A 25,326-nucleotide genomic window follows, 5' to 3' on the forward strand; every position below is an offset into this window, starting at 1 on the left:
GCGAAGGGAACTATTACTACGTCGATAAGACACCGCACATTGAGCGTTTGGTTAACCAGAACAAATACTACTTCCTCTCGCGGCCACGCCGCTTCGGCAAAAGTCTCTTGCTGGACACCCTGCGCTGCCTGTTTGAAGGTCGCCAGGCGCTGTTCGAAGGGCTGTATCTCCACGACAGGTGGGACTGGCAGCAGCGCTACCCGGTGATTCGTATTAGCTTTGCCGATGGCGTGATGCAGGGCCGTGAAGGGCTGGATGAGCGTATTCGTGAGCAGCTACGCGTTCAACGAGAGCGACTCGGCATTACCCACCACCATAAAACCGATATACCGGGTGAATTTTCCGCCCTCATTCGTGCCGCCCACCAGCAGAGTGGTCAGCGGGTGGTCATCCTGATTGACGAGTACGACAAACCGATTCTGGATAACATCCTGGCGCCGGAGCGTGCCCGGGAACTGCGCGAGGGTTTGAAGAACCTTTACAGCGTGCTGAAAGACGCCGACCCGCACCTACACTTCGTGCTGCTTACCGGCGTTTCCAAATTCAGCAAGGTCAGCCTGTTTTCGGGCTTGAACAATCTCCGCGATATTACCCTTTCGCCCGACTATGCAACCTTGTGTGGTTATACCGATGACGATATCGATACCGTATTTGAACCTGAACTTTCTGGGTTAGACCGTCAGGAAATCAAACAGTGGTATAACGGCTATCGCTGGGGTGGTCGTGAGGTTACCTCTGTCTACAATCCCTTCGATGTACTATTGCTGTTCCAAGAGCAAGAATTCGGCCCGTACTGGTTTGAGTCCGCGACGCCAACGTTTTTGGTCGATATTCTCAAACAACGCGGGGTGTTTACCCCTCGATTGGAGACCTTGCAAGCAAAAGCACAGTTGCTCGGCCGCTTTGATGTCGACGATATCACCACCGAAGGACTGCTGTTCCAAACCGGCTACATCACCATTAAAGACGTGCAGGAACCCATGCTGGGTTATCGCCTCTATACGCTGGGCTTTCCGAACAGGGAGGTAGAAAGCAGCCTTAACGATTTATTGCTGCCAGTATTGGGTATTAACACAAGCGATGCGCAAACCTACCAACTGGCGTTATTTGACACTTTTCAGCGCCATGACCTTGCTGCGTTGGAAGCTCACTTAAAGGCGCTCTACGCCGGACTCCCCCATGACTGGTACCGCAACAACCCCATCGCCAAATACGAAGGCCACTATGCCAGTGTCTTTTACAGCCACTTTGCGGCCTTGGGGCTGGATGTAACCGTGGAAGACGCCAGCCACCACGGCAAGGTGGATATGAGCGTGGACTTTGGTGGGCATATCTACCTGTTTGAGTTCAAAGTGGTGGAACAACTGCCGGAAGGTAAAGCGCTGGAGCAGATCAAACATAAAGGCTATGCCGATAAGCACCGCGCTTCGGGCAAGCCCATCCACCTGATCGGCGTGGAGTTTTCCAGCGTTGAGCGCCAAATTGTGGCGTTTGAGGTGGAGACCTTGGCTTAGCTACCAATCTATCCGCCACTGTCATCTCCGCGTCATGAATGGCTAGTTACATTGAATGCATACAGTTTTTGCCATTCACTAAGACACGATGAATGCCCAGGGGAAATACAATGCTCGATAGCAGTAACGACCTACTCGAAACGGTGAAGCAGGCGGCGTACGAGGCAGGTGCGCTGTTACGCGAGGGGTATTCGCTAAAGGGAAGAATTGCCTTTGAGCAAAAGGGGGCGTCAGACTTTGTCAGCTACTACGATACGGCCGCCGAGAATATCATTATCGACTGTATCAACAGCGCTTTTCCCGATATCGCTTTCCTTGGTGAAGAGAGCGGGCTTACACCCACCGATAGTGACTATACCGTCATCATTGACCCTCTCGATGGCACTAGCAACTTTCTGCATGGGGTGCCCCACTTCTCGGTCTCCATTGCAGTCACCAAGGGCGATGAGCTGATCATCGGGGTTGTTTATCACCCCTTGCTTGATGAAATGCTTTGGGCCAGCCTTGGCACCGGCGTATTCCTCAACGACACGCCGCTCACGACGACTGAACCGCGCCCATTGAACGAGATGCTGATAAGCACCTGCCTGCCCTACCACGCTAAAGGCGACTGCTCGACGGCCCTAAATCAACTCGCTGGTCTAATGCCCCAGGTGGCCGGTATCCGCAGCCCGGGCTCCGCGGCGCTGGAGATCGCCTACACCAGCCTGGGCCGGTTTGATGCGTTTTGGTCTCAAGGCGCTAAGCTCGACTTTTGGGATATCGCCGCTGGCATTGTGATTGCCAGAGAAGCTGGCTACACCGTCACGGATCTCACTGGCGAGCCGAATCCCGCTCAATGGAACAGTTTACTTGCGGCGCACCCCGAGAGGCATGGACAACTGCTAGCGTGTTTAGCGTCTTGCTGATAAACGATCAACGTCATCTCTAATCACATCGGTTAGCCAATCAAGCAGAGGCTAACCGCCTGAGACCTGCCCCTTGCCTGCTTTCCCCAAGCGGCGTTTGCCATCTATCACGTAAATCTTTTCATTTTTTTGTTAAAAATGAGAACCATTAGCACTAGAATGGAGGCATTATCATCAACCCTATCGCCAGGAGTCATTCATGTTCGAGGTCAAAGGCGCCACCTTTGAAATCAATGGTAAGCAGATTTTAAATCCCATTGACCACAGCTTTCATGAGGGCAAGGTTTATGGCCTGATTGGCCATAACGGCTCGGGCAAGTCGACGCTAATCAAGCTCATGGCCCAGCAGCAGCCGGTAAGCCAGGGGGAGATTCACTTTGATCAGCGCCCGCTGAGTGACTGGGGAAATCGTGAGTTCGCTCGTCAGGTGGCTTACCTGCCCCAGCATTTACCAAGTGCAGAAAGTCTTACCGGACGCGAGCTAGTCGCCTTTGGCCGCTACCCATGGCACGGGCTGCTGGGCCGCCATACCCAGAAAGACAAAGATGCCATTGATCGCGCCATTGCCCTGACCCACACAGAGTCCTTTGCCGACCGCTTGGTCGACACGCTCTCTGGTGGTGAACGCCAAAGGGTATGGCTGGCGATGCTACTCGCCCAGGGCAGCCGATTCCTGCTGTTGGATGAGCCGCTAGCGGCGCTGGATATCGCCCACCAAATCGAAGTGCTGGCGCTGATCCGTAAGCTGTGCGATGAGCTAAATCTTGGGGTGATTATTGTACTGCACGATATCAATATGGCCTCGCGCTACTGCGACGAGCTAATGGCGCTGCACAGCGGTCGCTTGTTGGCCCATGGCAGCCCGGATAATTTGATGTGCGGCAGCACCTTAGAGGCTATTTATGGCTTACCGATGCAGGTCATGAAGCACCCCAACGGAGAGCACAATATCGCCGTTGCTCAATAACGGTATGCTCCGAGGCCAGACACTATTAAAAGCACTCATTCGTAACCAAACACTTCAACTGATACGCATTATCGATTAAGCTGAATGCCATATTTTCCCTGTGTGCTGTGTCAAAACCTTGTTTGAAAGACCTGCGATGGAGCCCCGCGATGCCCTCTGCTCTGCGTCAGCCGCAACTGTTCGAGCCTTCGTTAGCGTCCTGCTACACCGGGCCGTTGGCGAACTTTACGCCGCCGTTAATAGGTGGAACGCCACCGCTGGAAGCGTTCAAAACAGCCCGTTGGCGGAATGCCGATTGGCTCAAAGAGGATCTCTCCCGTTTCGCTGAACAGTACCCAGGCGGAGACCAGCGGGCAGTGGTATCGATCTGGTCGAAATGGCACTTAAGTGCGCTAACCGTTCCCACACTGACTGCCAACCTGCTGCTTAACCGTGACCTGCCGGTGGGGCTGGACGACATGCAGGTTATCTTTAACGACAAGGGCGCCACCTCGCGGCTGTGGTTGCCCCACGAAGGCACGTCGATAACCACTCACGACCCGTTTGAGCGTTTTGCTACCCTGATTGAGCAGCACTGGGCACCGTTGATTGAGCAATTAGCGGCTATCTCCGGCGCTGCACAGCGGGTGTTCTGGAGCAATGCCGGTGGCTACCTGGACTTTTACGTCAACGCGCTGGGCGAGCACCCGCTTGCCAATAGGCAGGCGTTTGAGGCCGCCAAGGCGTTGCTAGAAGCGCGCAACCTGCCCAACGGCAAGCGCAACCCGCTGTTTCAGCCGGTGCGTTACTTTACGCCCAAGGGTAGTAAGGAAGTTAAGCGGGTGCGCAAGCTTTGCTGCCTGCGCTATTTACTGGATGAGTTTGATACCTGCGGCACCTGCCCGCTAGAGGGCTGCGACCTGGAAGCGCGAAAGCGGGCCAAACAGGTCGCCCGTTAAAACGTGAGCTATTTTTAACACGGTTTAGATATTAATTTGCGCAACAGCATCTTCGCTTGCCCGCGCACGCTGCTCGCCTTTCAGCTCGCTAAGCTGCCCCTTCGACATCTCCAGCAACCGATCAGCGTGGACGAAGTAGCTGTCGTCATGACTGATAGCAAACACGGTTTTACCCATCGCTTTTAAGTGCGGTAACAGCTCGCGGTAGAACAGCCGCCGGAACTGCGGGTCTTGATCCGCCGCCCACTCGTCGAGGAGCAGGATATCGCGTTTTTCGGCAATCGCTAGTAGCAGTGCCAGGCGCTTACGCTGCCCCTGGGAGAGCTGGGTGTTAATAACGCGATCACCCTCCCACTGCAATTTATGCTGCATCTGCAGTCGCTCAAGCCAGGTATCAACGACCTTCTGGTCAGCAGGCAGGCCTTCAGGGCCCATGGTCTGATCAAACTGATGAAAATCGGTAAACACGCTGGCAAAACGAGCGCGGAATGCTTCCCACTGAGCAGCAGTGACCACCTGCCCATCAATCTTAATAGTGCCGCTTTGGGGACGGTATAACCCCGAGAGCAGCCTTGCCAGGGTCGACTTACCGCTGCCGTTGCCGCCGATCAAAAACACCCGCTCACCGCGCTCTAGGGTCATATTGAGCGGCCCCACCTGGAAGCCCTCGCCCTGGGCAGTGTCCGGGTAGTGATAAGTGACTTCCTCCAGCTCCAGACGCTGCCAATCAGCCAGCGTATCGTCGACAGCAAAGCTTGCCTGGTACTCGGCTAGCTCCAGGCTGCTCAATTTATCAAAAGCGACCTGGGCGCTGATCAAGGTTGGCCAAGCGCCCACCGCCTGAATCAGCGGCGTACGCAGGAACAACAGCGTCAACGCGAAGGTGGAAGCCACCGTGGTATTCGCCCACCCCAACCCATTAGAGAGGAAAAACACCACCCCGATGGCACCCAACATCATAATGTTAGACCAGTTGTTAGCGCTTAAATGGTAGGTATCGGCGCGGATGATGTGATGACGGTAGTCGCGGGCATTGGCGGTATAGCGCTCATCATAAAAGCGCCGGGCACGGTCGCGGTTGAGCGCCAGCTCTTTGCGCCCTTCAATGGCCGCCTGGAAATCTTTATACAGACTGTCTTCGCTTTCACGCACGAGGCGAAAATGGCGATACACCCGCGACACCAGCACCCAACCCACGCCCATGGTGAACGCGATCCACAGCACCGTGATCACCACCATTTGCGGCGACAGCCAGGCCAAATAGGCCACCGAGGCAAGCGTTAGCACCACGCCCTGAATCAGTTCCGGCAGACGCACAAAGCCAATGGTGATGTTGCGCACATCGCTGGACAGACTGGCCAGCAAGGTGGCGTTGCCCAACTGCTCCAAGCGCTCAATATCGGTGTCGAGAATCCGCTTCACCAGCCGCGAGCGTAGGTCAAACACAAAGTGGTGCCCCAACACGGTCAGCGCTAATTGCGTACTGAGTGTGACCGCCAGGAGCACCGCCAACAGGCCGAGAAATTGCGGCAGCGCCGCCATACTGCCTACTTCGATAAGCCGCTGGTTGATAAAGGCAATTACCCCGACCCCTAAGCCAGCGCTCAATAGGCTCAAAGCAATGGCGCCTAAAAAGGGCCAGCGGTAGTGATGAAATACTAAGCGCAGCAGTTCCATGGGGCTCCTTGCCTTCCTGTAAAGAGCGCTGAAGTCTAACAGCAGCGCCTCTCACCAAGAAGACGTCATTCATATTGGGTGGCAAACGAGCAGCGACAGAGGCCTGACAAAGAGTAGTCTGAACCGGAACGCTATTCCTAAGAGCTATTCCTAAGGGCGATTCCGAAGGGCGATTCCTAAGAACTATGTCAGATGGTTATCCCAGCGGAGTTCCAGACTGGCGACCAGTTGGGGTGTTGCCGAGCCAGGCGTTACTCGGTAGAGCCCGCCCTGGCCGGAGGAGACCAGAAAGCCGCCGTTGCCGTCGCAGCGGGCGCCGGCGGCGTCGGGTAGCGCTAGGCTGGCAACAAGCTTGCCTTGCGCGGCATCCAGCAGCAGTACCCGGTTGCCGCGAGGGGCAGTCACCAGGGCATTGCCAGAAACACGGCTAAACGCCACGCTGGCAGTGTAGTGCTTCAGACTGGCGGTGACTTCATCGGCCAGCGCCAGCTCAGAGAAGTGCCCTTGGGCATCCAGACGGCAGATCAGCGGATGGGTCTCCCACTCGGGCCCTTCAAACTGGTAGCCAGCGATCACTGTACCGTCCGCCGCCACATCCAGATGACGGCAACTGAGCTGGTGGTGCGAAGGTTCGTGACGTGCCAATATCTCGCCGCTGTGGCGATCCAGCAGCATCAGCGCTGGTGCCATGGTATCAAGATTGAGTTTAACCCGGCCATAGTCAGGATGAGTCTTGATCCCCCCCAAACCAATCACCAGTGTGTCACCATCCGGCATCAGCCTAAGCTCATGAGGCCCGATACCACCCAGCGGCATATCGCGCACATGGGCGTAGTCGTTGGCAGCGTCGTAAACGCGCACTAGCCCGGCGCTGTCCTCCAAACGATTGGCGGTGACATACAGATAGCGCCCGCTCAGGTCGAAAACGCCATGCCCGTAGAAGTGGTAGCCCTCCCCGGCCGCAATGGTGTGGGCTAATTGGCGGCTGTCCCCATCGATCACATGCATCCGTGTGCCAGGGCGGCGAGCAAACAATACCGCCTGGCGAGAGTCGGGCTGCAGACAGCCTCCATGGCAGCGCTCGGGTACTTCGATCATAAAGCGGGTCTGACCATCCAATGCCACCCCGGCGATGTAATGCCCTCCTCTGGGGTCGTCTACCGCGCTGAACAGCCAAGCGGCTTCCTCCCGCGCGGGCAGCGCCCAACTCAGCGGGGTCAGCGCCATGGCGACGCTGCCCAACCCTACTTTGAGTACTTGGCGTCGCTGCATGGTTCAATCCCCATCGCTGGAGTTAAAGCCTCGTACCAGCCCCAGTTCACCAGCGATCTCGTTACCCAGTAGATGGCGTAGCTGGCTGATGTCGAGGTAGAGCGACTGCAGACCGCGAAACGCCTCTTCGTCTTCAAGGGAAGGCACCAAGCCCGGTGGCAGTTCGCTGGCCTGAACGAGTGTCTTATCCAACTGATCACGAAACGCCTCGGCGAGCGGCAGCGCATCGGCCTCGCGCAACAGCGCGGTGAGCCCCGGCAAGAAGCCGGTACGCAGACCCTCCAGGCTGCTCTCTACCAATCGAACCGTTTGTCCGCTTCGCCACGCTTCCGCCAAGTAGCCGTTGGCGGGTGCGCCTTTAAGGCCCATGGGCTCACCGAGCCGTTTATCTTCGAGTATTTCGAGAGCCTGGATGGCGCTCGCCAGCGTGGTCTCCGTGTAGTCAGGAGTCTCAAGATAGTGCTCGCCAAAGGCCTGCCAGTCGCGATGCAGCGCGCTTGTGGTATCAGCAAGATGCGTGGTGATGGCCTGCATCAGCGAGCAGGCTCCAGGGTCGCTCAGGGCCTGTTCGTCCATGGCGTCGTCATAAAGCAAGTATTCAAGGGCGGGAAAGCCTTGAATCGCCACGCTGTCACTGGCGATATCTTGGGCATCCGGGGCTTCGGCTGCCTTCAGCCAGCCGCGCACCTTGCTGCCCACCAGGTTTTTACGGTCTGGCCAGAATTGCAGTTGCCAGCCTCGGCTATTCTGCTCGACCGGGCCGAACTGAATAAAACGCACCGCCTGCCAAGCTTGATAGGCGCTCAGCCAGTCATTTTCCAGCCGCTGTCTGAGCGCTTCGTCTGGGCTCTGGCAAAAGCGTGCGGCGCTAGCTTCCAGGCGCTCGGAGGCGGCGCTCAGCTCAGCATACTGAAGTTCCACCGCGCCGTGCCACATTTCCCGCGGCGTAGGGGTGTCCGTAGCAAAAGAGAGCGGCGTCGCGAGTAGCGCGCAAGCCAGCAAACTCAGGCGGCGAAGAGATGCGATCACGTTAACTCCTTAACAGTAATGACTTACAGGGATTCAAGGAAACGTATAAGTTCCGCTCGCTGGTCAGCGGGCAATGCGCGATAGCCCTGGGTAGCGCTTTCTGCCTCACCACCGTGCCAGAGTATCGCCTCTTCCAGAGTGCGGGCGCGACCATCGTGGAGAAAACCAGCCCGGGGGTTAACCGTTTGCGCCAAGCCGATGCCCCACAGCGGCGGGGTGCGCCATTCGCGGCCATCGGCCTGGAACTCGCTGCGATGATCAGCCAGGGCATCGCCCAGATCGTGGAGCAGTAGGTCGCTATAGGGCCATATTTCCTGATTGGCTAGCGCCGGACGGGCAGCATCCGCAGCGGTGCGATGGCGCGGCGTATGGCAGCTCGCGCAGCCGAGCGCGTTAAATCTCTCAGCGCCCTGTTTCACCGCTGGGTCATCCATATTGCGTCGCATCGGTACCGCCAAGCTGGAGGCGTAGAAGGTCACGAAGTCGGCCACGTCATCGCTGACCTCAGGCGTGCCACCGTTAGGAAAATCATCGCACCCCTGGCTCTCCATGCAGTCGGTTTGTGGCACCAGACTGGAGGTCAGCCCCATATCCCCGGCAAAGGCGTGCAGCCCCTGCTGCTCAATGCTGGGCTCGCCGGCTTTCCAGCCAAAACGCCCTAGCACCGTGGTACCACTGCGCACATCCCATACCTGGTTGTAGCGGCCGGAAATCCCGTCGCCATCAGCATCGTCAGGGTCTGCGGCAGCGATAAGGTCAGCTTCAGGAATCGCTTCTAGCAGGCCCAGGCCAATCATTGGAGGTGCTAACCGTGGCGAAGTTTGCAGTGACTCCGGCAGCTCTCCGTAAGCGGGCTCGGCAATCGAGTAGAGCGGCTCCTGCAAGGTGACGCTGGTGCCATCGGTGAAACTCACTTCCCGAGGACGATACTCAATCACCAGCTTGGCCTCGGGCTTGGCACCGCTAATCGCCGCGGTTTGGAGCTGCAAACCGTAGTTAGGTACCGGAAGCGCGCCCCGCTGCTCCAGTGTTTCTGGATCCGCTTGGCTTGCGGGTAGCGAGAGGCGCAGAAACAGCGCGATGGGGTTTTCGTCGCCGGTGGGTGGGTGCCCCCGACCATCTTTAAGGTGGCACCCCTGGCAGCTATTGGTATTGAGCAGCGGCCCCAGGCCATCCCGGGCCTCGGTGCTGGCGGGCGCCGCCACCCAAGGGTTGCGAAAGAAGCTGTTGCCGACGCTGAAATCCAGCCGCTTGGTCATCGACATATTACCCAACGGCAGCGAATAGGCGTTATGGTCAAACTGCTCCACCGAGCCATCGCCACCACTCATGGGCGTCGTTTGAATGGGATAATCTTGGCTAGGTGGCGCATTTTGTATAGGTGATTCGGCTGCCTGCAAGGGCACGGCCAACAAGAACAGTAAGAAACTGCTGTGGGCTAATGTGCTGGGCACCCACTTGGCTAGGACAATAAACCGGGGTAAGCGGTACATGGTGATACCTTGAGAAGGAAGATACTGACAAAACCAACAGAGCCGCGCGATAGCAACACTATCGGCGGCTCATGGTAGACGCTAGTCCGCTCTAGAACCGGTGACCGGCATCATCAGGCTGTAGGGAGGTCACGCCCAGTTCACCTGCGGCCTGTTCGATAGACCCTGTTTGCGCCACCAGGGAGAGAATCGCCTCGTTGATCAATTCACTGCCCTGCTCGTTACCCGGCGCAATCATCATATCGAATGCCATCGGCGAGCTTTCCGCTTCAGCCGCCTGCTTGATAGCATCAAGCCGCGCCATGGTGGCTTCAAGCTGCTCACCAAGGGTGTCGGCTAGCTCGCTATCTGCCTGAGACAGTAAGTCTTGCAGCGAAGGCCCCTCTACCACACTGCCATCAAGACGCTGATAGCTGCCGGTGTAAATATTCTGAACACCCTGGCCGTTGTAGTAGTGGGAGTTGTGGGTATTGTCGCTGAAGCAGTCGTGCTCATCCTCAAAAGAGTTGGCTTCCAGGGCGACCTTTAAGCGCTCACCCGCCAGCTCGCCAAGCGACAGCGAGCCCATGCCGAACAGCATGCGGCGCAGGCCTTCCTGATCGCTCTCCGCCAGCAGTTCCTGGCGATAGTTGCCTTCAGTTTCCGGCGCCCACTGATTCACCATCCACTCAAGGTCATCGACTAACAGGTCTGAGACCGCGTCCAGGTAGGTACGACGACGGTCACAGTGACCATGAGTGCAGTCATCGCCGGTTTGGTAATCACTCACCGGTCGTTCGCCGTTGCCTTCCTCAAAGCCATGCAGATCCTGCCCCCAGAGCAGAAACTCGATGGCGTGATAGCCGCTGGCGACGTTAGCCTCCGAGCCGCCGATTTCATTCAGGTCGGCGAGTAATTCTGGGGTAATATCGCTAACGTCCAGAGTTTCGCCGCCGACAGTGATTTGCTCGTTGGCAATGATATTGGCAGTGGCACCTTCGTTGCCCAGCTCATATTGGTAGTCATCGCCCTCGACATAATCGATCATGCCCTCATCAAGGGGCCAGGCGTTTAGCTGCCCTTCCCAGTTGTCCACCACCGCATTACCGAAACGAAACACTTCGCTCTGCTGATAAGGCACCCGCGCCTGCAGCCAGGCTTGCTTGGCTGCGCTCAGGGTTTCGGCCGTGGGATTGGCGAGCAATTCGTCGATACGCTCGTTCAATGCTTGGGCAGCATTCAGTGCATCGGCGTAATTGGCATGAGCCAGATCGGCGTAGTGTTTAACCACGGCGTCAGCGCTAACGGTGTCGTCTGCAGCAGCAGTGTCGACAGCAACTGGGGCAAAAGGCATCAGCGCGCTAAGCGCAACGATGCCTGCAAGAGGGCGACGGAGCATGATGGCGGGCATTACAGTGTCCTTTAGGCTGTGGCATTACAGAAACTACTCACATAAAGTGCTAGGCAACCCGTGAGGGTTTTGGTGCTCTAGCCCTGCCTGAAATGTAATTCATTGACCTATGAGATTCAATCCTATTTGAGCGTAAATAAAGAGCACTACGCCGTTTCATCACCATTTTTTGCTCTGTGTCACTTTTTGCTGCCTTGGGAAAACCGACATGCTGGATTATAAACTGCTTCATGCCTTGGCAATCGTGGTGGAGTGCGAAGGTTTTGAGCGCGCAGGCGATGTACTGGGGCTTTCGCAGTCAGCTGTCTCCCAGCGCATTAAGGCACTGGAGGTTCGCCTTGGGCAGCCGGTGCTTATACGCTCTCCTCATCTAGCGCCGACCCCTGCGGGTCAGCGGCTGTTGACCCATTACCAGCAGGTACAGCTATTAGAGCGCGATCTCCGCGGCTCCCTACCCACGCTGGATGACCAGGCGCCGCGTCTGCGGATTGCTATCAATGCGGATAGCTTGGTCACTTGGTGGGCCGAGGCCGTTGCCACGATCTGCCAAGAGGAGGGTTTACTGCTGGATTTGGTGATTGAAGACCAGGATGTCGGACTCAAGCGCTTGCGCGATGGCGATGTAGCGGCCTGCCTGTGCGCCACACCACAACCGATAGCCGGTGCACGCAGTGTTGCGCTGGGAGAAATGCGCTACCACCCTTTGGCGACACCGGCTTATATCGAACGCTACTTTCCAGAAGGCCCTTGCAAAGAGAGCTTTCAATCCGCGCCAGCCATCGTCTTCGGCCCTCACGATCAGTTGCAGCATCGCTTTCTTGCTCAGTGCGGCTACCACGGCCACTTTCCTTATCACCTCTGCCCATCTTCAGAAGGGTTTGTGCGCTTAGCCACAGCCGGGGTCGGTTACGGCATGATGCCTCAGTTGCAGGTCGGCGAATTAATGGCCAGTGGCCAACTAGCCAGTGTTGCTCCCGGTCATTTTTTAGCAGTGCCCTTGTACTGGCATTTTTGGCGCCACAGCGGGCAACTCATTCAACGACTTACGCAACATTTAAGTCGTGCTATGACTTAAGCATGAGAGTTTTCAACGTTTCCTTTCACCAAAGCCAACTACACTCAAAGAGCTTATCGTACGGCACAAGGAAATTTGAGCTGCTTTTGGGCGGGGCGGCATGCAAACCGCGTCTGAGCGCTATGTCGACGAATTAGCGGCCCCCGGCGGGTAAGGGAACCCAGGGAACAGCGAACGGGGTAAAAAAACGAAAAAAGCGATACCCTATGCATGCACAACGTTTAACAGCGGGTGTTTACACCGGCTTATTGCTGCTGCTTGCGGTTTGTTTTATGCCCTGGGCGCAGGCAAATACTCTCCTATCCGCATCGCCAAGCCAGGCGAGCTATCCACTTGCCCCTTATAACGAGTTCTGGCACGCCGACGAACAGTCTGTAACGCTTAACGATTTGCTCGCCCAACCGCGTACTTTTACCCCCACGCACCAAGCCCAAGATTTAAATTTCGGCTATACCCGTGGTGATGTGTGGTTGCGAACTCAGGTGCGCAATGATTCGTCGGAACCCCAGCGTTGGATGGTGGAGTTTGAATACCCGTTCTTGGATTACGTTACCCTTTATACGCTTCGCCAACAGCTAAGAAGTGTGCAACGAAGCGGCAGCGCGGTTCCCGTTGAACAGCGTGCGCTTGCCCACCGTCAGGCAGTTTTTCCATTGGAGCTGGCCGCCTTTGAAACCGTCACGCTGTACACCCATGTGGCTGCCTCAGGCAGCAAGATGCTGAGCTACAACTTATTAACGCCAGAGAGATTTTATACCCAGAATGATCGCCATAATTTTTGGCTGGCGACTTACTTCGGCATGCTACTGGCGATGGGGTTATATAACTTACTGCTATTTTTTGGCTTAAAAGAGCGCATATTTCTTCACTACTCGCTTTTTGTCGCTGGCTTTGGGCTTGCCATTCTGGCGTTTAACGGAATTGGCACACTCATGTTTTGGAGTTTTCTGGGTGAGAACACGTCTCGCTTGGTGGCGCTCGGTTTCACCTTTGCCTCTACCATGGCCACACTGTTTGCGCAGAGCTTCCTAAACACAGAGACGTATTGCCCACGCTGGCACCAGGTATTAAACACCTTTCGCAGCTACTGTTGGCTCGCCGTCATTGCCTCGCTGCTGCTGCCCATTCCTGCGGCCCTCCACCTAATGGATGTGACGGGGTTTATGGCGGCTTTACTGCTCCTGATATGCGGCAGCTACTGCAGCTTTCGACGCATACCCAGCGCTAGACTCTTCGTGTTTGCGTGGTCGATATTTCTGCTGGGTGCAGGTGTCTTTACACTCCGCAACCTGGGCATACTGCCGGCTAATTTTATTACCCTACACGGCATTCAAATTGGCTCGGCGCTAGAAATGTTACTGCTTTCGTTTGCACTGGCATCACGCTTTAACAAACTTAAACGGCAAAAAGAGCGCGCTCAAGCCGCTATGCTAGCTGCGCTAAAAAAGCAGGAAGCCGTGCTGGAACAAAAAGTCGCTGCCCGAACTAAAGCGCTAGAGCATTTAGCCAACGGCGATATGCTGACCGGTTTATTAAATCGCCATGGCCTGGCGCGCTGCGCCGCAGAAGCTCTGGAGCGTAATCGTCAAAACGGCCATCGCTTGGCGCTCCTGATGCTTGATCTGGATCGTTTCAAACCCATTAACGACTGCTACGGCCATGAGGCAGGTGATTTTGTCTTACAACAAATTGCCAAACGTATTGCCCATATGGCGCGTACCGGTGACCACTGTGCACGCTTTGGCGGTGATGAGTTTATTATTATCATGGAGAACATCGAACCTCACGATACGCTGGAGAATATACAGGCACGTATCGACGAAGCCATTCGCTCACCCATCAAACTTCCCTGCGGCGAGCGGGTTAGTGTTAGCGTGAGCATTGGGATAAGCACTTGCCAGGGAACAGAGGGCGCCACTCTTGAGAGTTTACTGCGTGAAGCCGATAGTCATATGTACGCTGTTAAATCACGCCAAGCAGTAGCGTTCTATCGCTACGGCTCGGCGAGTTAGGTGTTAACCGTTTGCTTGGTCATTAATCAAACAGGCTCATACGCTTCATAACGTTATCGCGTTTGATTTTCCAATGGAATATGGCACCGGCGACATGCAGTACCACCAAACCTAAAATGGCCCACCCCAGGCGACCATGCCACATAAACAGCTGTTCAGACAGTTGTTCGCGTTCGCCAATCAAACCGGGTAAATGCCAGTGGAAAAACTCCACGGGAAAGCCGCCGCTTGCGGTAGCCGCCCAGCCCAATAAAGGCATAACAACCAAGGCCAAGTAGAGCAGATGGTGAACGCTGGTACTCACTACCCTCTCGAGGGCATTTAGAGGCGGTTCGTGGTCAGGCACCACAAAAGCCAGGCGGGTAATAATACGTAGCGTCATTAGCAAAAGGATCAGCACACCTAGCGTTTTATGGCTGGTATACAGCAAGTTCGTTAACATATTGCCGACTAGAGCGACGGTGCGTTCATAGCCCAAAAAGCCTAACGTTAAACCGCTGGCCAAGGAGAGCAGCACCGCGCCAGCCACCAGCCAGTGCAATACCCGATGCGGGTAGATATAGTGATCCAGTTCGTGCATGCAGTGCTCCTAACAGCCAATTCATTTGCTCTTCATTCTAGTCAGTAACGCTCCCTTACGCTGATTAAAGCACTACACGGCCATCAACGCTAAGCATTACTTAGGCTCTACCTGATCTAAAAAACCACTTTATAACGCTTGTTCGGGCACTGCCAGTTGATCGCGTATTAACTCTGCCAAACGGCGCACAGGCTCCGAAGGTCGGTGCGGCGCCCGGTGCAGCGCTAACTCAATCATCGGCAGCGCAGGCAGCCCACTGCTCTCATCCAGCGGTCTCAGCGCAGGGGTTAGCATACTGCGAGTCACCACCACGATGGCCAGGCCAGCGGTCACAATTGGCGCCAGCCCCGCCATGGATTGGCTGGTATAGGCAACACGCCAACTGCGCCCCGCCGATTGCAGCGCCTGCTCGGCCACTTCACGAAATACGTCGGCCCCAGGCGAGTAGAGCGCCAGCGGTAGCGGATCGCTAAGCAGCGGTTGTTGGTTCATGCCGACTGCCCACAGTAGCGGCTCCCGGCGAATCACATCGCCCCCTGGCGAGTTACGCTGTCGGGTCACCAGGGCGAGATCCAGCTCTTTAGCCTTTACCTGCTCAACGAGATGCGCGCTGGTGCCGCAGATCACCTTTAACCCCACAGCGGGGTAGAGCTGATGAAAGTAGGCAAACACCGAAGGCAGCAACGAAGCGTAATCTTCAGGAATGCCGAGGGTAAGATCGCCTGTCACCTGGCGCGCCTGCATATCGCTCCACGCGTCATCGTTAAGTGCTAATAGCCGTCGGGCGTGGTTAAGCAAGCGTTCACCTTCTGAGGTAAAGCGTATTCGCCGCCCTTCCCGCTCGTGCAGCGTGAGCGAGAGCTGCGCTTCTAACCGCTGGAGCTGCATGCTCACAGTGGACTGGGTATACGCCAACCGTTTAGCAGCTGCGGTCACACTCCCAGTGTCCGCAATCGCCACCAGGGTGCGTAGCAGGGTTAGGTCTAACGTGGGGGCACGCATATATCACCAAGCTTGATGAAAACGATCACAAAAGATCGATATTGTGATGCATTGATGATGAGTATGCTGCTCGGTACATGCTCAAATCAAGGAGAACTCTTATGCATCCCGTTCACTCCCCTGCGTTATTCCCACGTTGGTACAGTGTTGGTGCGGCGCTGGTGGCCGTGATGCTTTGGAGTTCGGCACCGCTGCTGGCTGAGTTTGCCAAAGCGACACCGCCCTTGCAGTTAACTGCCGTTACCCTGTTAGCGGGATCATTGGCGACGCTACCATTAAGCCGCCGCGTAAACGTCGCTGCCAGCGGCGTGGGTTGGCAACTCAGCGTTTGGGTGGGTATCCCACTGCTCATCTTTGGCGCCGTCAGCACCTACTTTATTGGTATGCGGCTAGCCCCCGCCGCCGAAGCAGCGTTAATTACCTACACTTGGCCCGTGCTGTTTGTGCTACTCAGCCAATGGAGCCGCTTTGGCCGCCTGCGCATCGCGGGGGTTGTCGGCGCCCTGATTGCGTTTTCAGGCGCTGCGCTACTGCTGGTTCCTCAAGCCATCAGTGGAGGGCTGGGTGGTGCCACCACGGGCTACGCGCTAGCACTGCTGGCCGCCTGCTGCTGGGCGATCTATTCATGGTTAAGCCAAGCTGCACCAGTGGCCTTAACACCCCTGCTGCCGCGGCTACTGCTGATTGCCTGCGCTATTGCCGTGGCAGCCAGCTTAATACTGGAAGGCACCCTCGCCCTCCCCAGCGGTGAAGCGTTACTCGCGGGCATCGCACTGGGTTTAGGGCCTTACGGAGTAGCCATGGTGGCCTGGGATAAAGCATTGCGCTGGGGGCACGCGAGCCTTGTGGGCAGCTTGGCGTATGGCGTGCCGATTCTAGCCGCCCTACTGCTGGTGCTAGCAGGCATGAGCGTGCTCGACTGGCGCCTACCCGCCGCGGCCGTGCTGGTAGTGGTAGGCTGCCTCAAAGCTGGCCGTTAACCTCCTCACGCCTAACTATTTACTCCTCACAATTCACTCCTCACCATCGACCAATAAACCAACGCCCCTATCACGATAAGCAACAGGGGCGCTGGGTATTATCGATTAACGCTAACAATTAAAGCTCTGGGGGAATGTTCGTCGGCTCCATGTCGAGGCTTAGTTCAAATAAGCCGCTACCGGTAGCGCTAAACCCGCGTGCGCTTACCGTGTAAGTGCCGGGCAGCAACTGCTCTTGAAGCCGTGAGTCGGTACCGCCCGCGCCGTCGTCATCGCTGGCGACAAAACCCTGACCACTGATCTCAATAAAGGTATCAAAATCGTCAGAGCTCATTTCCAACGTCACTAACGAGCTCTCTTCTACTTCCAACTGATACGTCAGCGGTTCACCGCTATACCAACCGTTAAGCGCTTCACCAGGGGTAAGCGTGCCTTCATTACGCAGATTAACATCTGGCATATCACGCGGTGCCATGGAGAGCGTAAACATGCCACTGCTCTCGCCATAGGCAGTACGTGCCGTTAGCTGATACTCACCGGGAGCAAGAAAATCAGCGATGCTAGCATCCAGATTGCCGGCACTGTCATCATCTTCGCGGTAGTAACCGTTAGGCCCTTCAAGCACCAGGTAGGAATCGATATCGCTGGAGCGCATCTCAATTTGGTACATGCCTGCTTCTTCTACTTCTACCTGATAGCTAAGCTCCTGACCACTAAACCAGCCGTTGAGAGAGTCATCAGGCGTCAGAGCGCCATCATTGCGAAGTTCGCCATCACCCGGTAACTCGTGAGGCTCTACTGAAAGCGTATAAACGCCATTGCCATCATCGTAGGCGCTACGTGCCGTCAGCGTATATTCACCGGGTTCAAGGAAATCAGCGATGCGCGCGTCTAAATCACCGGCGCTGTCGTCGTCTTCGCGGGCGTAACCGTTCGGCCCTTCAATCTCCAGGTAAGCGTCGAAGTCGTCAGAGCGCATTTCCAATTGGTAGAGGCCCGCCTCTTCTATGTTCAAGGTGATTTCACGGGCATCCCCTTGCAGCCAACTATCGATGGGCTCGCCCACTGCCACTGTGTCAGCATCCGTCAGCTCAACGGTTCGGCTGACAACGGTAAACGGGCCATAACTGTGGGCATCGGCACCGCTAACCACCACTACGTAGTCGCCGCTCTCTTCTATACGGTGACGAACGATAGGGGCATTATCGAGTAGCTGTAGCTGATCATCATAAAGCGCCACAACACCTTGTAAGGCTCCGTTGAGAGAAATCTCAACAATCTCATCCTCTTCCAGTGCGATGGCGTAGCGCATGAAGCGGCTGCCATCGTTACCGTTCAGCTCGCTGGCCGAGGTTATTTCGCCACGCATGCGCTCATCAAGCGTGAGCTTTTCAAGGCCAACAATAGCCTCGGCTACGGACGGCTGATCAGTTGTCTCAGCAGTTTCGGCAGGCGCTTCATCGGCGGTTTGCCCCGGTAAGGGAATAATTTGAGCAGCGAGAAAACCAACGGCTGCGCCACCGATCGCCACCAATACAAACGTAAACGAAGAAGATCTAGCCATGAGCGGTTCCTTGTTGAGTCGCAATGACAATCATTAATTAGATAAGTATCAGTGATTATAAGATGCTTACTCAATTAAAGTGAGCGTTTCATGAAGAATGCTGCTTTGCATAAAGTGCTTTCTCTATTCATTTCATACCTGGGTTGATAAGTCACTGAAACCCAAGGCCACATAAGTAGAGATTTAAAAATCTTGAAATTGAACCTATTTGCACCGATCTTCTCAAAGCTTGCTGACTCGTTGCGACAAGGGTAGTATCGAAAAGCCTATTCAGGCATCTCATCAAGAGTGCGGGATTCGCAACACGTAAAACCGAGGTACTCCCATGGGAGCCGAAAAACGACTGATCCGAACGATTTGTTTGGCAGCGATAATGGTAAGTAGCGCTGCCAATAGTGCTTTTGCACATGAAACAGAAACGCAGGAAGGCGTTGCCTCCTTTTACAGTGACCGCTTTCAAGGAGCGACCACTGCCAGTGGAGAGCCCTTTGACCAGCAGGCGTTGACCGCCGCCCACCCGAGTTTGCCGTTTGGCACCAAGGTGTTGGTGACACGCCCGGACACGGGGCAAGAGGTAGAAGTACTGATCAATGATCGTGGCCCTTTCATTCAAGGACGCATTATTGATTTATCTAAACGCGCGGCAGCGAAGCTTGGCATGATTCGCCGCGGTACAGCTCCAGTGATGGTAACGCTGTTGGATTAACGGATAACACATCCTTGGTTGTTGTGTGATACCCATTAGCCTAATCAATGCGACAGCACACGAAGCATCGTTATCTTAAAGTAGTCAACAGACAGGGTGACCAGCAATGGTCACCCTGTTTCTTTATGTGGCTTACCTCTTGTGACTTACTTCCCGATACATTAACGAACTTGCAAGCAGGCTAATGGTCTCTATGCTGCAAGGAGTTCGATACACGCTCAGTATTCGCAGGAGACAAATCCATGCAGTCACAATTCTATACGCTTACCGATTATCCCAAAGGCCTACCCGATCGCACGCTCTTCAAGCTAGAAACACAAACCCTACCCGACCTAGCCGAAGGCGAAGTGCGTATTCGCAACCGCTGGCTTTCCGTCGACCCTTATATGAGGGGGCGCATGAGCGGCATTCGCACCTATGTGGAGCCGTTTGAACTCGGCAAACCGATGGAAGGCGGCGCCATTGGCGAAGTCATCGAGACCAATGATTCAAGCTTAAAAGTGGGCGACAAAGTGAGCCATATGGGCGGTTGGCGGGATATTGCCCAACTGCCTGCGCAGGGCGTCACGCCGCTACCCGATATCGATGTTCCCGAACAAGCCTATCTGGGCGTACTCGGTATGCCTGGCATGACCGCCTGGACTGGCCTCAACCTGATTGCCGAATGCAAGCCGAGTGACAATGTGTTGGTTAGCGCGGCTAGCGGTGCCGTAGGCTCCCTGGCAGTGCAGTTGGCCAAAGCCAAAGGTTGTCATGTGGTCGGTATTGCCGGGGCTGCGAATAAGCTGGCCTGGCTTGAATCATTGGGCGTTGAACCGGTTAGCTATCGTGACCGTACCGCACAGGAGTTAAGCGACGCCATTAAGCTCGCCAGCCCCAACGGCATTGATGTGTATTTCGAAAACGTCGGCGGTATCTGCCTAGAAGCAGCATTGAACCAGCTAAATGAAGGTGCGCGGATTGCCGTATGCGGCATGATCGACAGCTACAATGCAAAAGAGCCTACCCCCGGCCCGAGCAATCTCTCTCAGTTGGTAGTGCGCAAGGCCAAAATGCAGGGCTTTATTGTGGCTGACCACTGGGCTAGCTACCCCTATTTCCTGAACGAAGTAGCCCCCCAAGTAGCGGAAGGTAAGCTGGTATATAAAGAGACAGTGAAAGAAGGCCTGGAGAACACCCCCGATGCATTCCTGGCCCTGTTTGACGGCGGCAATACCGGTAAAATGCTGGTCAAGCTATAAACCTCACGCCTTCTGGCTAACCCTACCGCGACATCAACTACCCTGGCGGTAGGGCACCCGCCTTAGAAAAAAACATCAAATCGTTAGACCAATAGCGAATTGATTATTAAAATCATCCACCATAGCGGTGTGTTTTAACCCATCGGCGCCGCCGATGGGTTAAAGCGCGTTGCGGGTTCGCCGTTTGGCACTTATTGCTTGAATTTAGGGTTTAAGCGGCATGCATTAACGTATTAAGTACGTTTCACTAGGGGAAATCTCATGGAAGAAAGCACGCGCGCTCACAGTAAATGGCCAGCTATTATAGTTGGCCTGCTACTATTTATTATCGGCTTGGTGCTTGCTTTTGGCGGCAGCAAGCTCGTCAGCGTAGGCGGCAGCGCCTACTACTTAATTGCCGGGCTTAGCATTATTGCTTGCGGCATTCTATTTGCCCTGCGCAAAGGCGCCGCTCTGTGGCTCTACGCGCTGATTCTTTTTGCCACATTAGTGTGGGCTCTGTGGGAGGTTGGTCTCGACTGGTGGCAGTTAGTGCCTCGCGTTGCCATTCTCTGTTTAATAGGTATTCTGCTGCTCCTGCCCTGGTGGCGTAAGCCACTACACTCAAAAGGCGGCAGTCTGGCGCTTGTTGGCAGCATTACTGCCGCTGTTATCGTGGCCATTGCCAGCCAGTTTAACGATCCCGGTACTATCGAAGGGTCGCTAGCCGCTAACAACCAATCAACGACCGATAGCGTAAACCCTGCCCAAGTGGCGGGCGATGACTGGCCCGCCTATGGCGGCACCAATGCAGGCACCCACTACTCTTCCCTTGATCAAATTACGCCGGAAAACATCGGCGAGCTTGAAGAGGTATGGCGGATTCAAACCGGTGACAAAGCGGGCCCCAATGCGCCCCCGGAGATCACCAATCAAAATACCCCGCTGAAAGTGAATGACAGCCTGTATATCTGTACCTCTCACAGCCGGGCAATGGCGCTGTCACCCGAGACCGGTGAAACCCTCTGGGCATTTGACCCCGAGATCAGCACCATGGGGGCGGATGACTTTTCTGGCTGGGCACATATGACCTGCCGCGGCCTCGCCTACTATGACGCCGCAAACTATTCTACTGACACTAATGACTCTGCAACCGATAGCACAGAAGTGACGAACAGTGACGCTGCCCCGAACAGTGCAACGGCACTCTCTTTTGATATCTTCGATGACAGCGATATTTTCAGTCTGGATCTCTCCTTCTTGTCACTGCTGTTTGGTGTTGAAGAAGAAAACGGCGCCCCGCAGCAACCCATGCTCAGCGAGACCGACGTCATGTGCCCACGCAGGCTCTACCTGCCCACGGCGGATGCACGCTTGATTGCGCTGAATGCGGATACGGGTGAGCGGTGTGCCAGTTTTGGTAATAACGGAGAAATCGATCTCACCAACAATATTGGCGATTTCTCACCGGGCGGTTACTACTCCACCTCCCCTGCGACGGTAACCGAAAATCTGGTTATTCTGGGCGGCCACGTCACCGACAACAGTTCCATTGACGAGCCCTCAGGTGTTATTCGTGCCTTTGATGTGCATACCGGCGAGCTGGTATGGAACTGGGATAGCGGTAATCCCGACGACACCGACCCGCTACCAGAAGGCGAAACCTACACCCGCGGCTCCCCCAACGTATGGGCACCGATCAGCGTTGACGAAGAGCTAGGCCTGGTTTACCTGCCAATGGGTAACGCCACGCCTGACCAGTATGGCGCTGACCGCACCGAGAACGATGAAACCTACAGCGCGGGTCTAGTGGCACTCAACCTGGAAGATGGTCAGGTTGAGTGGGTTTACCAGTTCGTACACCACGACCTATGGGATATGGACTCACCTGCGCAACCGGTACTGATTGACCTGGCCACTAGTGATGGCACCCAGCCCGCGGTTATTCAGCCGACCAAGCAGGGCAGCCTATATGTATTGAACCGTGAAACCGGTGAACCGATTGTGCCCATTGAAGAGGTTCCTGCACCTCAGGGCGCCGTGGAAGGCGACTGGACCGCCGAGACTCAGCCGCGTTCAGCGCTTAACCTGCTGCCACCGCCGCTCACCGAGCGCGACATGTGGGGCGCTTCACCGTTTGATCAAATGATGTGCCGTATTCAGTTCAACTCTTTGCGCTACGAGGGCCAATACACGCCACCTTCGCTGGAAGGCAGTATTGTTTATCCAGGTAATGTCGGTGTAATGAACTGGGGTGGTGTGGCCGTTGATCCCGAGCGCCAAGCGCTCTTCACTGGCGCTAAATACCTGGCGTTTGTGTCTACGTTAATTCCTCGTGAAGAGGTAGAAGAAGGCCAAGGCTCTGCCAGCGAACAGGGTTTACAAGCCAATGAAGGCGCACCTTATGCCGTTGAGCTTGGCCCGCTGCTTTCAGTGCTCGGCCTGCCCTGCCAAGCGCCCTCCTGGGGCGATGTAGCCGGTATCGATCTGCAAAGTAACGAGGTGGTGTGGAAGCACCGCAATGGCACCACACGCGACAGCATGCCGTTTGATCTACCGATTGGCTTGAACGTCGGCGTTCCTGCACTAGGCGGCCCGCTGACGACGGCTGGCGGGGTGTCGTTCTTAAGCGGCACGCTGGATCAGTACCTGCGCGGCTACGACATCACTACTGGCGAAGAGCTGTTTAAAGCACGCCTGCCAGCAGGTGGCCAAGCCACGCCGATGACCTACACCGGCCAGGATGGCCGTCAGTATGTGGTCGTCACGGCGGGTGGACACGGCACCTTTGGCACCAAGATGGGCGATTACGTGATTGGTTACGCTCTGCCTGAGTAAACGGCTAACTTAGCGTTATCACCCACGAGAACGGGCGGCCTCAGCAATAATGAATGAGCGCCGCCCGTTTTTATTTACTTGCAGTATTTCGACTTAAAAGCGTACTTCTAAACCGCCATACACACTGCGCCCCGGAGCAGGTTCATAGAAGCGACCAAAGGTGCCGTTCAAGCGCACGTTGGCGTAGTGCTCTTCATCTAAGAGATTGCGCACGCCCACATACGCATTTAGCCGTGTATCGCTTCCCAACTGCCAACCATCACCCACCCGCAGGTTCACTAGCCAGTAGCTATCGACTTCTGTCTCATTGGCGTTGTCCGCCACCATATCGCCCACGTACTGGGTTTCCAGCGTGGCAAAGCGCTCATCCAGACCCTGCCAAGTGAGTTGATTGACCCAGGTTTGCTCGGGCAGGCCAGGAATGCGATTCCCGCCAAAGCTTTCAGTTGGTGTAGCAAATTGATCAAACTCATAGCTCGCCAGCGTAACGGCGCTATTCAACCGCCATTGGTCGGCCAACTGCCAGCCCAGCGCCAGCTCGATACCGTCGCGGTCGGTGTCGCCTGCGTTTTGGTAGAAGGTGCGACCGCCGTCATCATACGGCACGAGCTCGTCACGCACGCGCACCGAAAATAGCGCCAGATCGTAATCCATGGCCAGTGGTTCAACGTAGCCCCGCAGCCCCACTTCACGATTCCAGGCTTTTTGCGGCGACACCGACGGGTTAAAACCACCGCCCGCCGGATTGGCAAACTCGGAGAACGTAGGCGTTTCAAACGCCGTACCGGTATTGATATAGGCTTGATGCTGCGGACGATAACGGTAACTTAACCCCGCCGAACCGCTCCACTCATTGAAGGTCTGGTCACCGCTTTGATCGCCATCGTCCTGATAGCGATCATCTACTTCTAGCTCCACTCGGTCAAAGCGTGCGCCAAGCGAGAGCGTTACCTGCTCGGTCAGCGCTAAATCGCCCTGGGCAAATACCCCAGCGGAGGTCGCCGTTTGGGTCTCTTCCGCCAACTGCTCGCCGACCACACCTTGGCCATTTACCGCATTACGAAAGCGCTCGTCGTCTTGACGCGCCACATCGACACCGGTGATATAGCTCAGCGGCAGGCTGCCCAAGCTGACTTCATGATGATACTCAGCACTCGCGCCCAGATAATCACGCTGGTAGCCGATACGGCTATCGCCCACGTAGGGTAGCTGCTGCTCAAAATCACGCTGCGCAACAAAGCCTTTTAAATAGAACTCACCAGGGCCGGCGGATAAATCTTCGTACTGTAAGCCAAGAAGCTGCTGATCTACGTTCTGCCCTGCATCCAATGCCAATGAGTTCGGCGCTGCTTGATCACGACCACTGGCCACTTCACGCGCGTTCAGCGCGCCAGGGTCTTCGGAACGGGGATTGTCAAGCAGGTTGATAATCGCGGTTAACGCCCGATCACTGCCTAACTCTCGGCGCAGTTTGGCATTCAGCAGGTATTTCTCCGTAGAGCTCTGCTCCCGATAACCATCCACATTGAGTGCCGAGAAGCTGACGTGGTGCGACCAATCACCCTGGGCTCCACCGGTTTGTACGACTGCCTTACGGTAGCCATCACTGCCCACCTCGGTGCGCACGCTTGAGCCAGGGTTATCGCGACCATCGGCGGTGGTCACATCAATTACCCCACCCGCTGCGTTGCCGTAAAGTACCGAAGAGGGCCCGCGGATAACTTCAATGCGCTCAGCGCTGTCCAGATCAATGGCATCTAACTGTGCCTGACCATCGGGTAACGTATACGGAATGCCATCCACCATCACGGTAATACCGCGAACGCCAAACGGCGCCCGAGCGCCGAAGCCGCGAATGGAGATTCGCTGGCCTTGGGCAAAGTTATCGCGGTTTTGCAAAAACATGCCAGGCACGCGCACTAACGCCTCATCCAGCCGTGTGCGCTGCTGCCCCTGAGCAATCGCCTCACGGTCGAGCGTTGAAACCGCAGCGGGCGTGGCGTAAAGCTCTCGCGATAGTCGTGGCGCCGTCACTTGAAGTGTGGCCAGCGTGTTGTCAGTTGTCGGGCTCTCTTGCGCCCAGCTTTGGCCTGCGCCAAGACAGCTTAATAAACAAAAAGACGTGGTGGTTACTTTTAATGGCACTTTGATGAACACGGAG

19 protein-coding genes are annotated in these 25,326 nt (G+C 55.7%); 10 read left to right on the forward strand and 9 right to left on the reverse strand.

The features are described 5' to 3' along the window. The 4 genes from HALA3H3_RS02360 to fhuF form a co-directional block, all read left to right on the forward strand. Window positions 1-1,514 (forward strand): ATP-binding protein (locus tag HALA3H3_RS02360; protein WP_053856870.1); only part of this gene is annotated, 1,514 nt, incomplete at its 5' end. Window positions 1,515-1,624: 110 nt separating this feature from the next. Further along, window positions 1,625-2,422, forward strand: a complete 798-nt coding sequence (locus tag HALA3H3_RS02365) for an inositol monophosphatase family protein (protein ID WP_022523607.1) — start codon at window positions 1,625-1,627, stop codon at window positions 2,420-2,422. Window positions 2,423-2,621: 199 nt separating this feature from the next. Continuing rightward, window positions 2,622-3,389: an ATP-binding cassette domain-containing protein gene (locus HALA3H3_RS02370; protein ID WP_022523608.1), complete on the forward strand. Its 768-nt coding sequence runs from the start codon at window positions 2,622-2,624 to the stop codon at window positions 3,387-3,389. 149 nt (window positions 3,390-3,538) lie between these two features. Then, window positions 3,539-4,327, forward strand: coding sequence for a siderophore-iron reductase FhuF (gene fhuF / locus HALA3H3_RS02375; RefSeq protein WP_022523609.1), 789 nt, complete (start codon window positions 3,539-3,541; stop codon window positions 4,325-4,327). A gap of 24 nt (window positions 4,328-4,351) precedes the next feature. Here the strand turns inward: fhuF and HALA3H3_RS02380 are convergent, their stop codons facing one another. From HALA3H3_RS02380 to HALA3H3_RS02400, 5 genes are all read right to left on the reverse strand, one after another. Then, window positions 4,352-6,004 (reverse strand): multidrug ABC transporter permease/ATP-binding protein, encoded by a 1,653-nt coding sequence (locus HALA3H3_RS02380; protein ID WP_022523610.1) that lies wholly within the window; start codon window positions 6,002-6,004, stop codon window positions 4,352-4,354. 183 nt (window positions 6,005-6,187) lie between these two features. Beyond that, on the reverse strand, window positions 6,188-7,276 hold the full coding sequence (locus HALA3H3_RS02385) for a DUF1513 domain-containing protein (RefSeq protein WP_022523611.1): 1,089 nt from the start codon (window positions 7,274-7,276) through the stop codon (window positions 6,188-6,190). Window positions 7,277-7,279: 3 nt separating this feature from the next. After that, window positions 7,280-8,305: an imelysin family protein gene (locus HALA3H3_RS02390; protein WP_009286895.1), complete on the reverse strand. Its 1,026-nt coding sequence runs from the start codon at window positions 8,303-8,305 to the stop codon at window positions 7,280-7,282. A gap of 23 nt (window positions 8,306-8,328) precedes the next feature. After that, on the reverse strand, window positions 8,329-9,798 hold the full coding sequence (locus tag HALA3H3_RS02395; protein ID WP_009286894.1) for a di-heme oxidoreductase family protein: 1,470 nt from the start codon (window positions 9,796-9,798) through the stop codon (window positions 8,329-8,331). Window positions 9,799-9,889: 91 nt separating this feature from the next. Next, entirely contained in the window at window positions 9,890-11,188 is a 1,299-nt protein-coding gene (locus HALA3H3_RS02400) for an imelysin family protein (RefSeq protein ID WP_022523612.1), read from the reverse strand. A gap of 208 nt (window positions 11,189-11,396) precedes the next feature. Here HALA3H3_RS02400 and HALA3H3_RS02405 point away from each other — a divergent pair, with 208 nt between their 5' ends. Both HALA3H3_RS02405 and HALA3H3_RS02410 read left to right on the forward strand, forming a co-directional pair. Further along, complete coding sequence (locus HALA3H3_RS02405; RefSeq protein WP_022523613.1) at window positions 11,397-12,263, forward strand: LysR family transcriptional regulator ArgP; 867 nt, start codon at window positions 11,397-11,399, stop codon at window positions 12,261-12,263. 206 nt (window positions 12,264-12,469) lie between these two features. After that, on the forward strand, window positions 12,470-14,275 hold the full coding sequence (locus tag HALA3H3_RS02410; RefSeq protein ID WP_022523614.1) for a diguanylate cyclase: 1,806 nt from the start codon (window positions 12,470-12,472) through the stop codon (window positions 14,273-14,275). A gap of 22 nt (window positions 14,276-14,297) precedes the next feature. Here HALA3H3_RS02410 and HALA3H3_RS02415 read toward each other — a convergent pair whose 3' ends face one another. Next, window positions 14,298-14,855 (reverse strand): cytochrome b, encoded by a 558-nt coding sequence (locus HALA3H3_RS02415; RefSeq protein ID WP_022523615.1) that lies wholly within the window; start codon window positions 14,853-14,855, stop codon window positions 14,298-14,300. A gap of 129 nt (window positions 14,856-14,984) precedes the next feature. Further along, on the reverse strand, window positions 14,985-15,857 hold the full coding sequence (locus HALA3H3_RS02420) for a LysR substrate-binding domain-containing protein (RefSeq protein ID WP_022523616.1): 873 nt from the start codon (window positions 15,855-15,857) through the stop codon (window positions 14,985-14,987). 101 nt (window positions 15,858-15,958) lie between these two features. On the opposite strand from HALA3H3_RS02420, the gene HALA3H3_RS02425 reads away from it, so the two are divergent. Then, a complete protein-coding gene (locus HALA3H3_RS02425) occupies window positions 15,959-16,837 on the forward strand; it encodes a DMT family transporter (protein ID WP_022523617.1) in 879 nt (292 codons plus the stop codon). 118 nt (window positions 16,838-16,955) lie between these two features. On the opposite strand, the gene HALA3H3_RS02430 is transcribed toward HALA3H3_RS02425, so the two are convergent. Next, window positions 16,956-18,401: a hypothetical protein gene (locus HALA3H3_RS02430; protein ID WP_022523618.1), complete on the reverse strand. Its 1,446-nt coding sequence runs from the start codon at window positions 18,399-18,401 to the stop codon at window positions 16,956-16,958. 325 nt (window positions 18,402-18,726) lie between these two features. On the opposite strand from HALA3H3_RS02430, the gene HALA3H3_RS02435 reads away from it, so the two are divergent. The 3 genes from HALA3H3_RS02435 to HALA3H3_RS02445 all read left to right on the forward strand — a co-directional run bounded on the left by HALA3H3_RS02435 (window position 18,727) and on the right by HALA3H3_RS02445 (window position 23,165). Next, on the forward strand, window positions 18,727-19,107 hold the full coding sequence (locus tag HALA3H3_RS02435) for a septal ring lytic transglycosylase RlpA family protein (RefSeq protein WP_022523619.1): 381 nt from the start codon (window positions 18,727-18,729) through the stop codon (window positions 19,105-19,107). Window positions 19,108-19,349: 242 nt separating this feature from the next. Further along, window positions 19,350-20,348, forward strand: a complete 999-nt coding sequence (locus HALA3H3_RS02440) for an NADP-dependent oxidoreductase (RefSeq protein WP_009286888.1) — start codon at window positions 19,350-19,352, stop codon at window positions 20,346-20,348. A gap of 261 nt (window positions 20,349-20,609) precedes the next feature. Continuing rightward, a complete protein-coding gene (locus HALA3H3_RS02445) occupies window positions 20,610-23,165 on the forward strand; it encodes a glucose/quinate/shikimate family membrane-bound PQQ-dependent dehydrogenase (protein ID WP_022523620.1) in 2,556 nt (851 codons plus the stop codon). 93 nt (window positions 23,166-23,258) lie between these two features. Here HALA3H3_RS02445 and HALA3H3_RS02450 read toward each other — a convergent pair whose 3' ends face one another. Next, window positions 23,259-25,322: a TonB-dependent receptor family protein gene (locus tag HALA3H3_RS02450; protein WP_022523621.1), complete on the reverse strand. Its 2,064-nt coding sequence runs from the start codon at window positions 25,320-25,322 to the stop codon at window positions 23,259-23,261. Window positions 25,323-25,326: the final 4 nt, after the last annotated feature.

Source organism: Halomonas sp. A3H3 (assembly GCF_000982975.1).
GTDB lineage: Bacteria > Pseudomonadota > Gammaproteobacteria > Pseudomonadales > Halomonadaceae > Vreelandella > Vreelandella titanicae.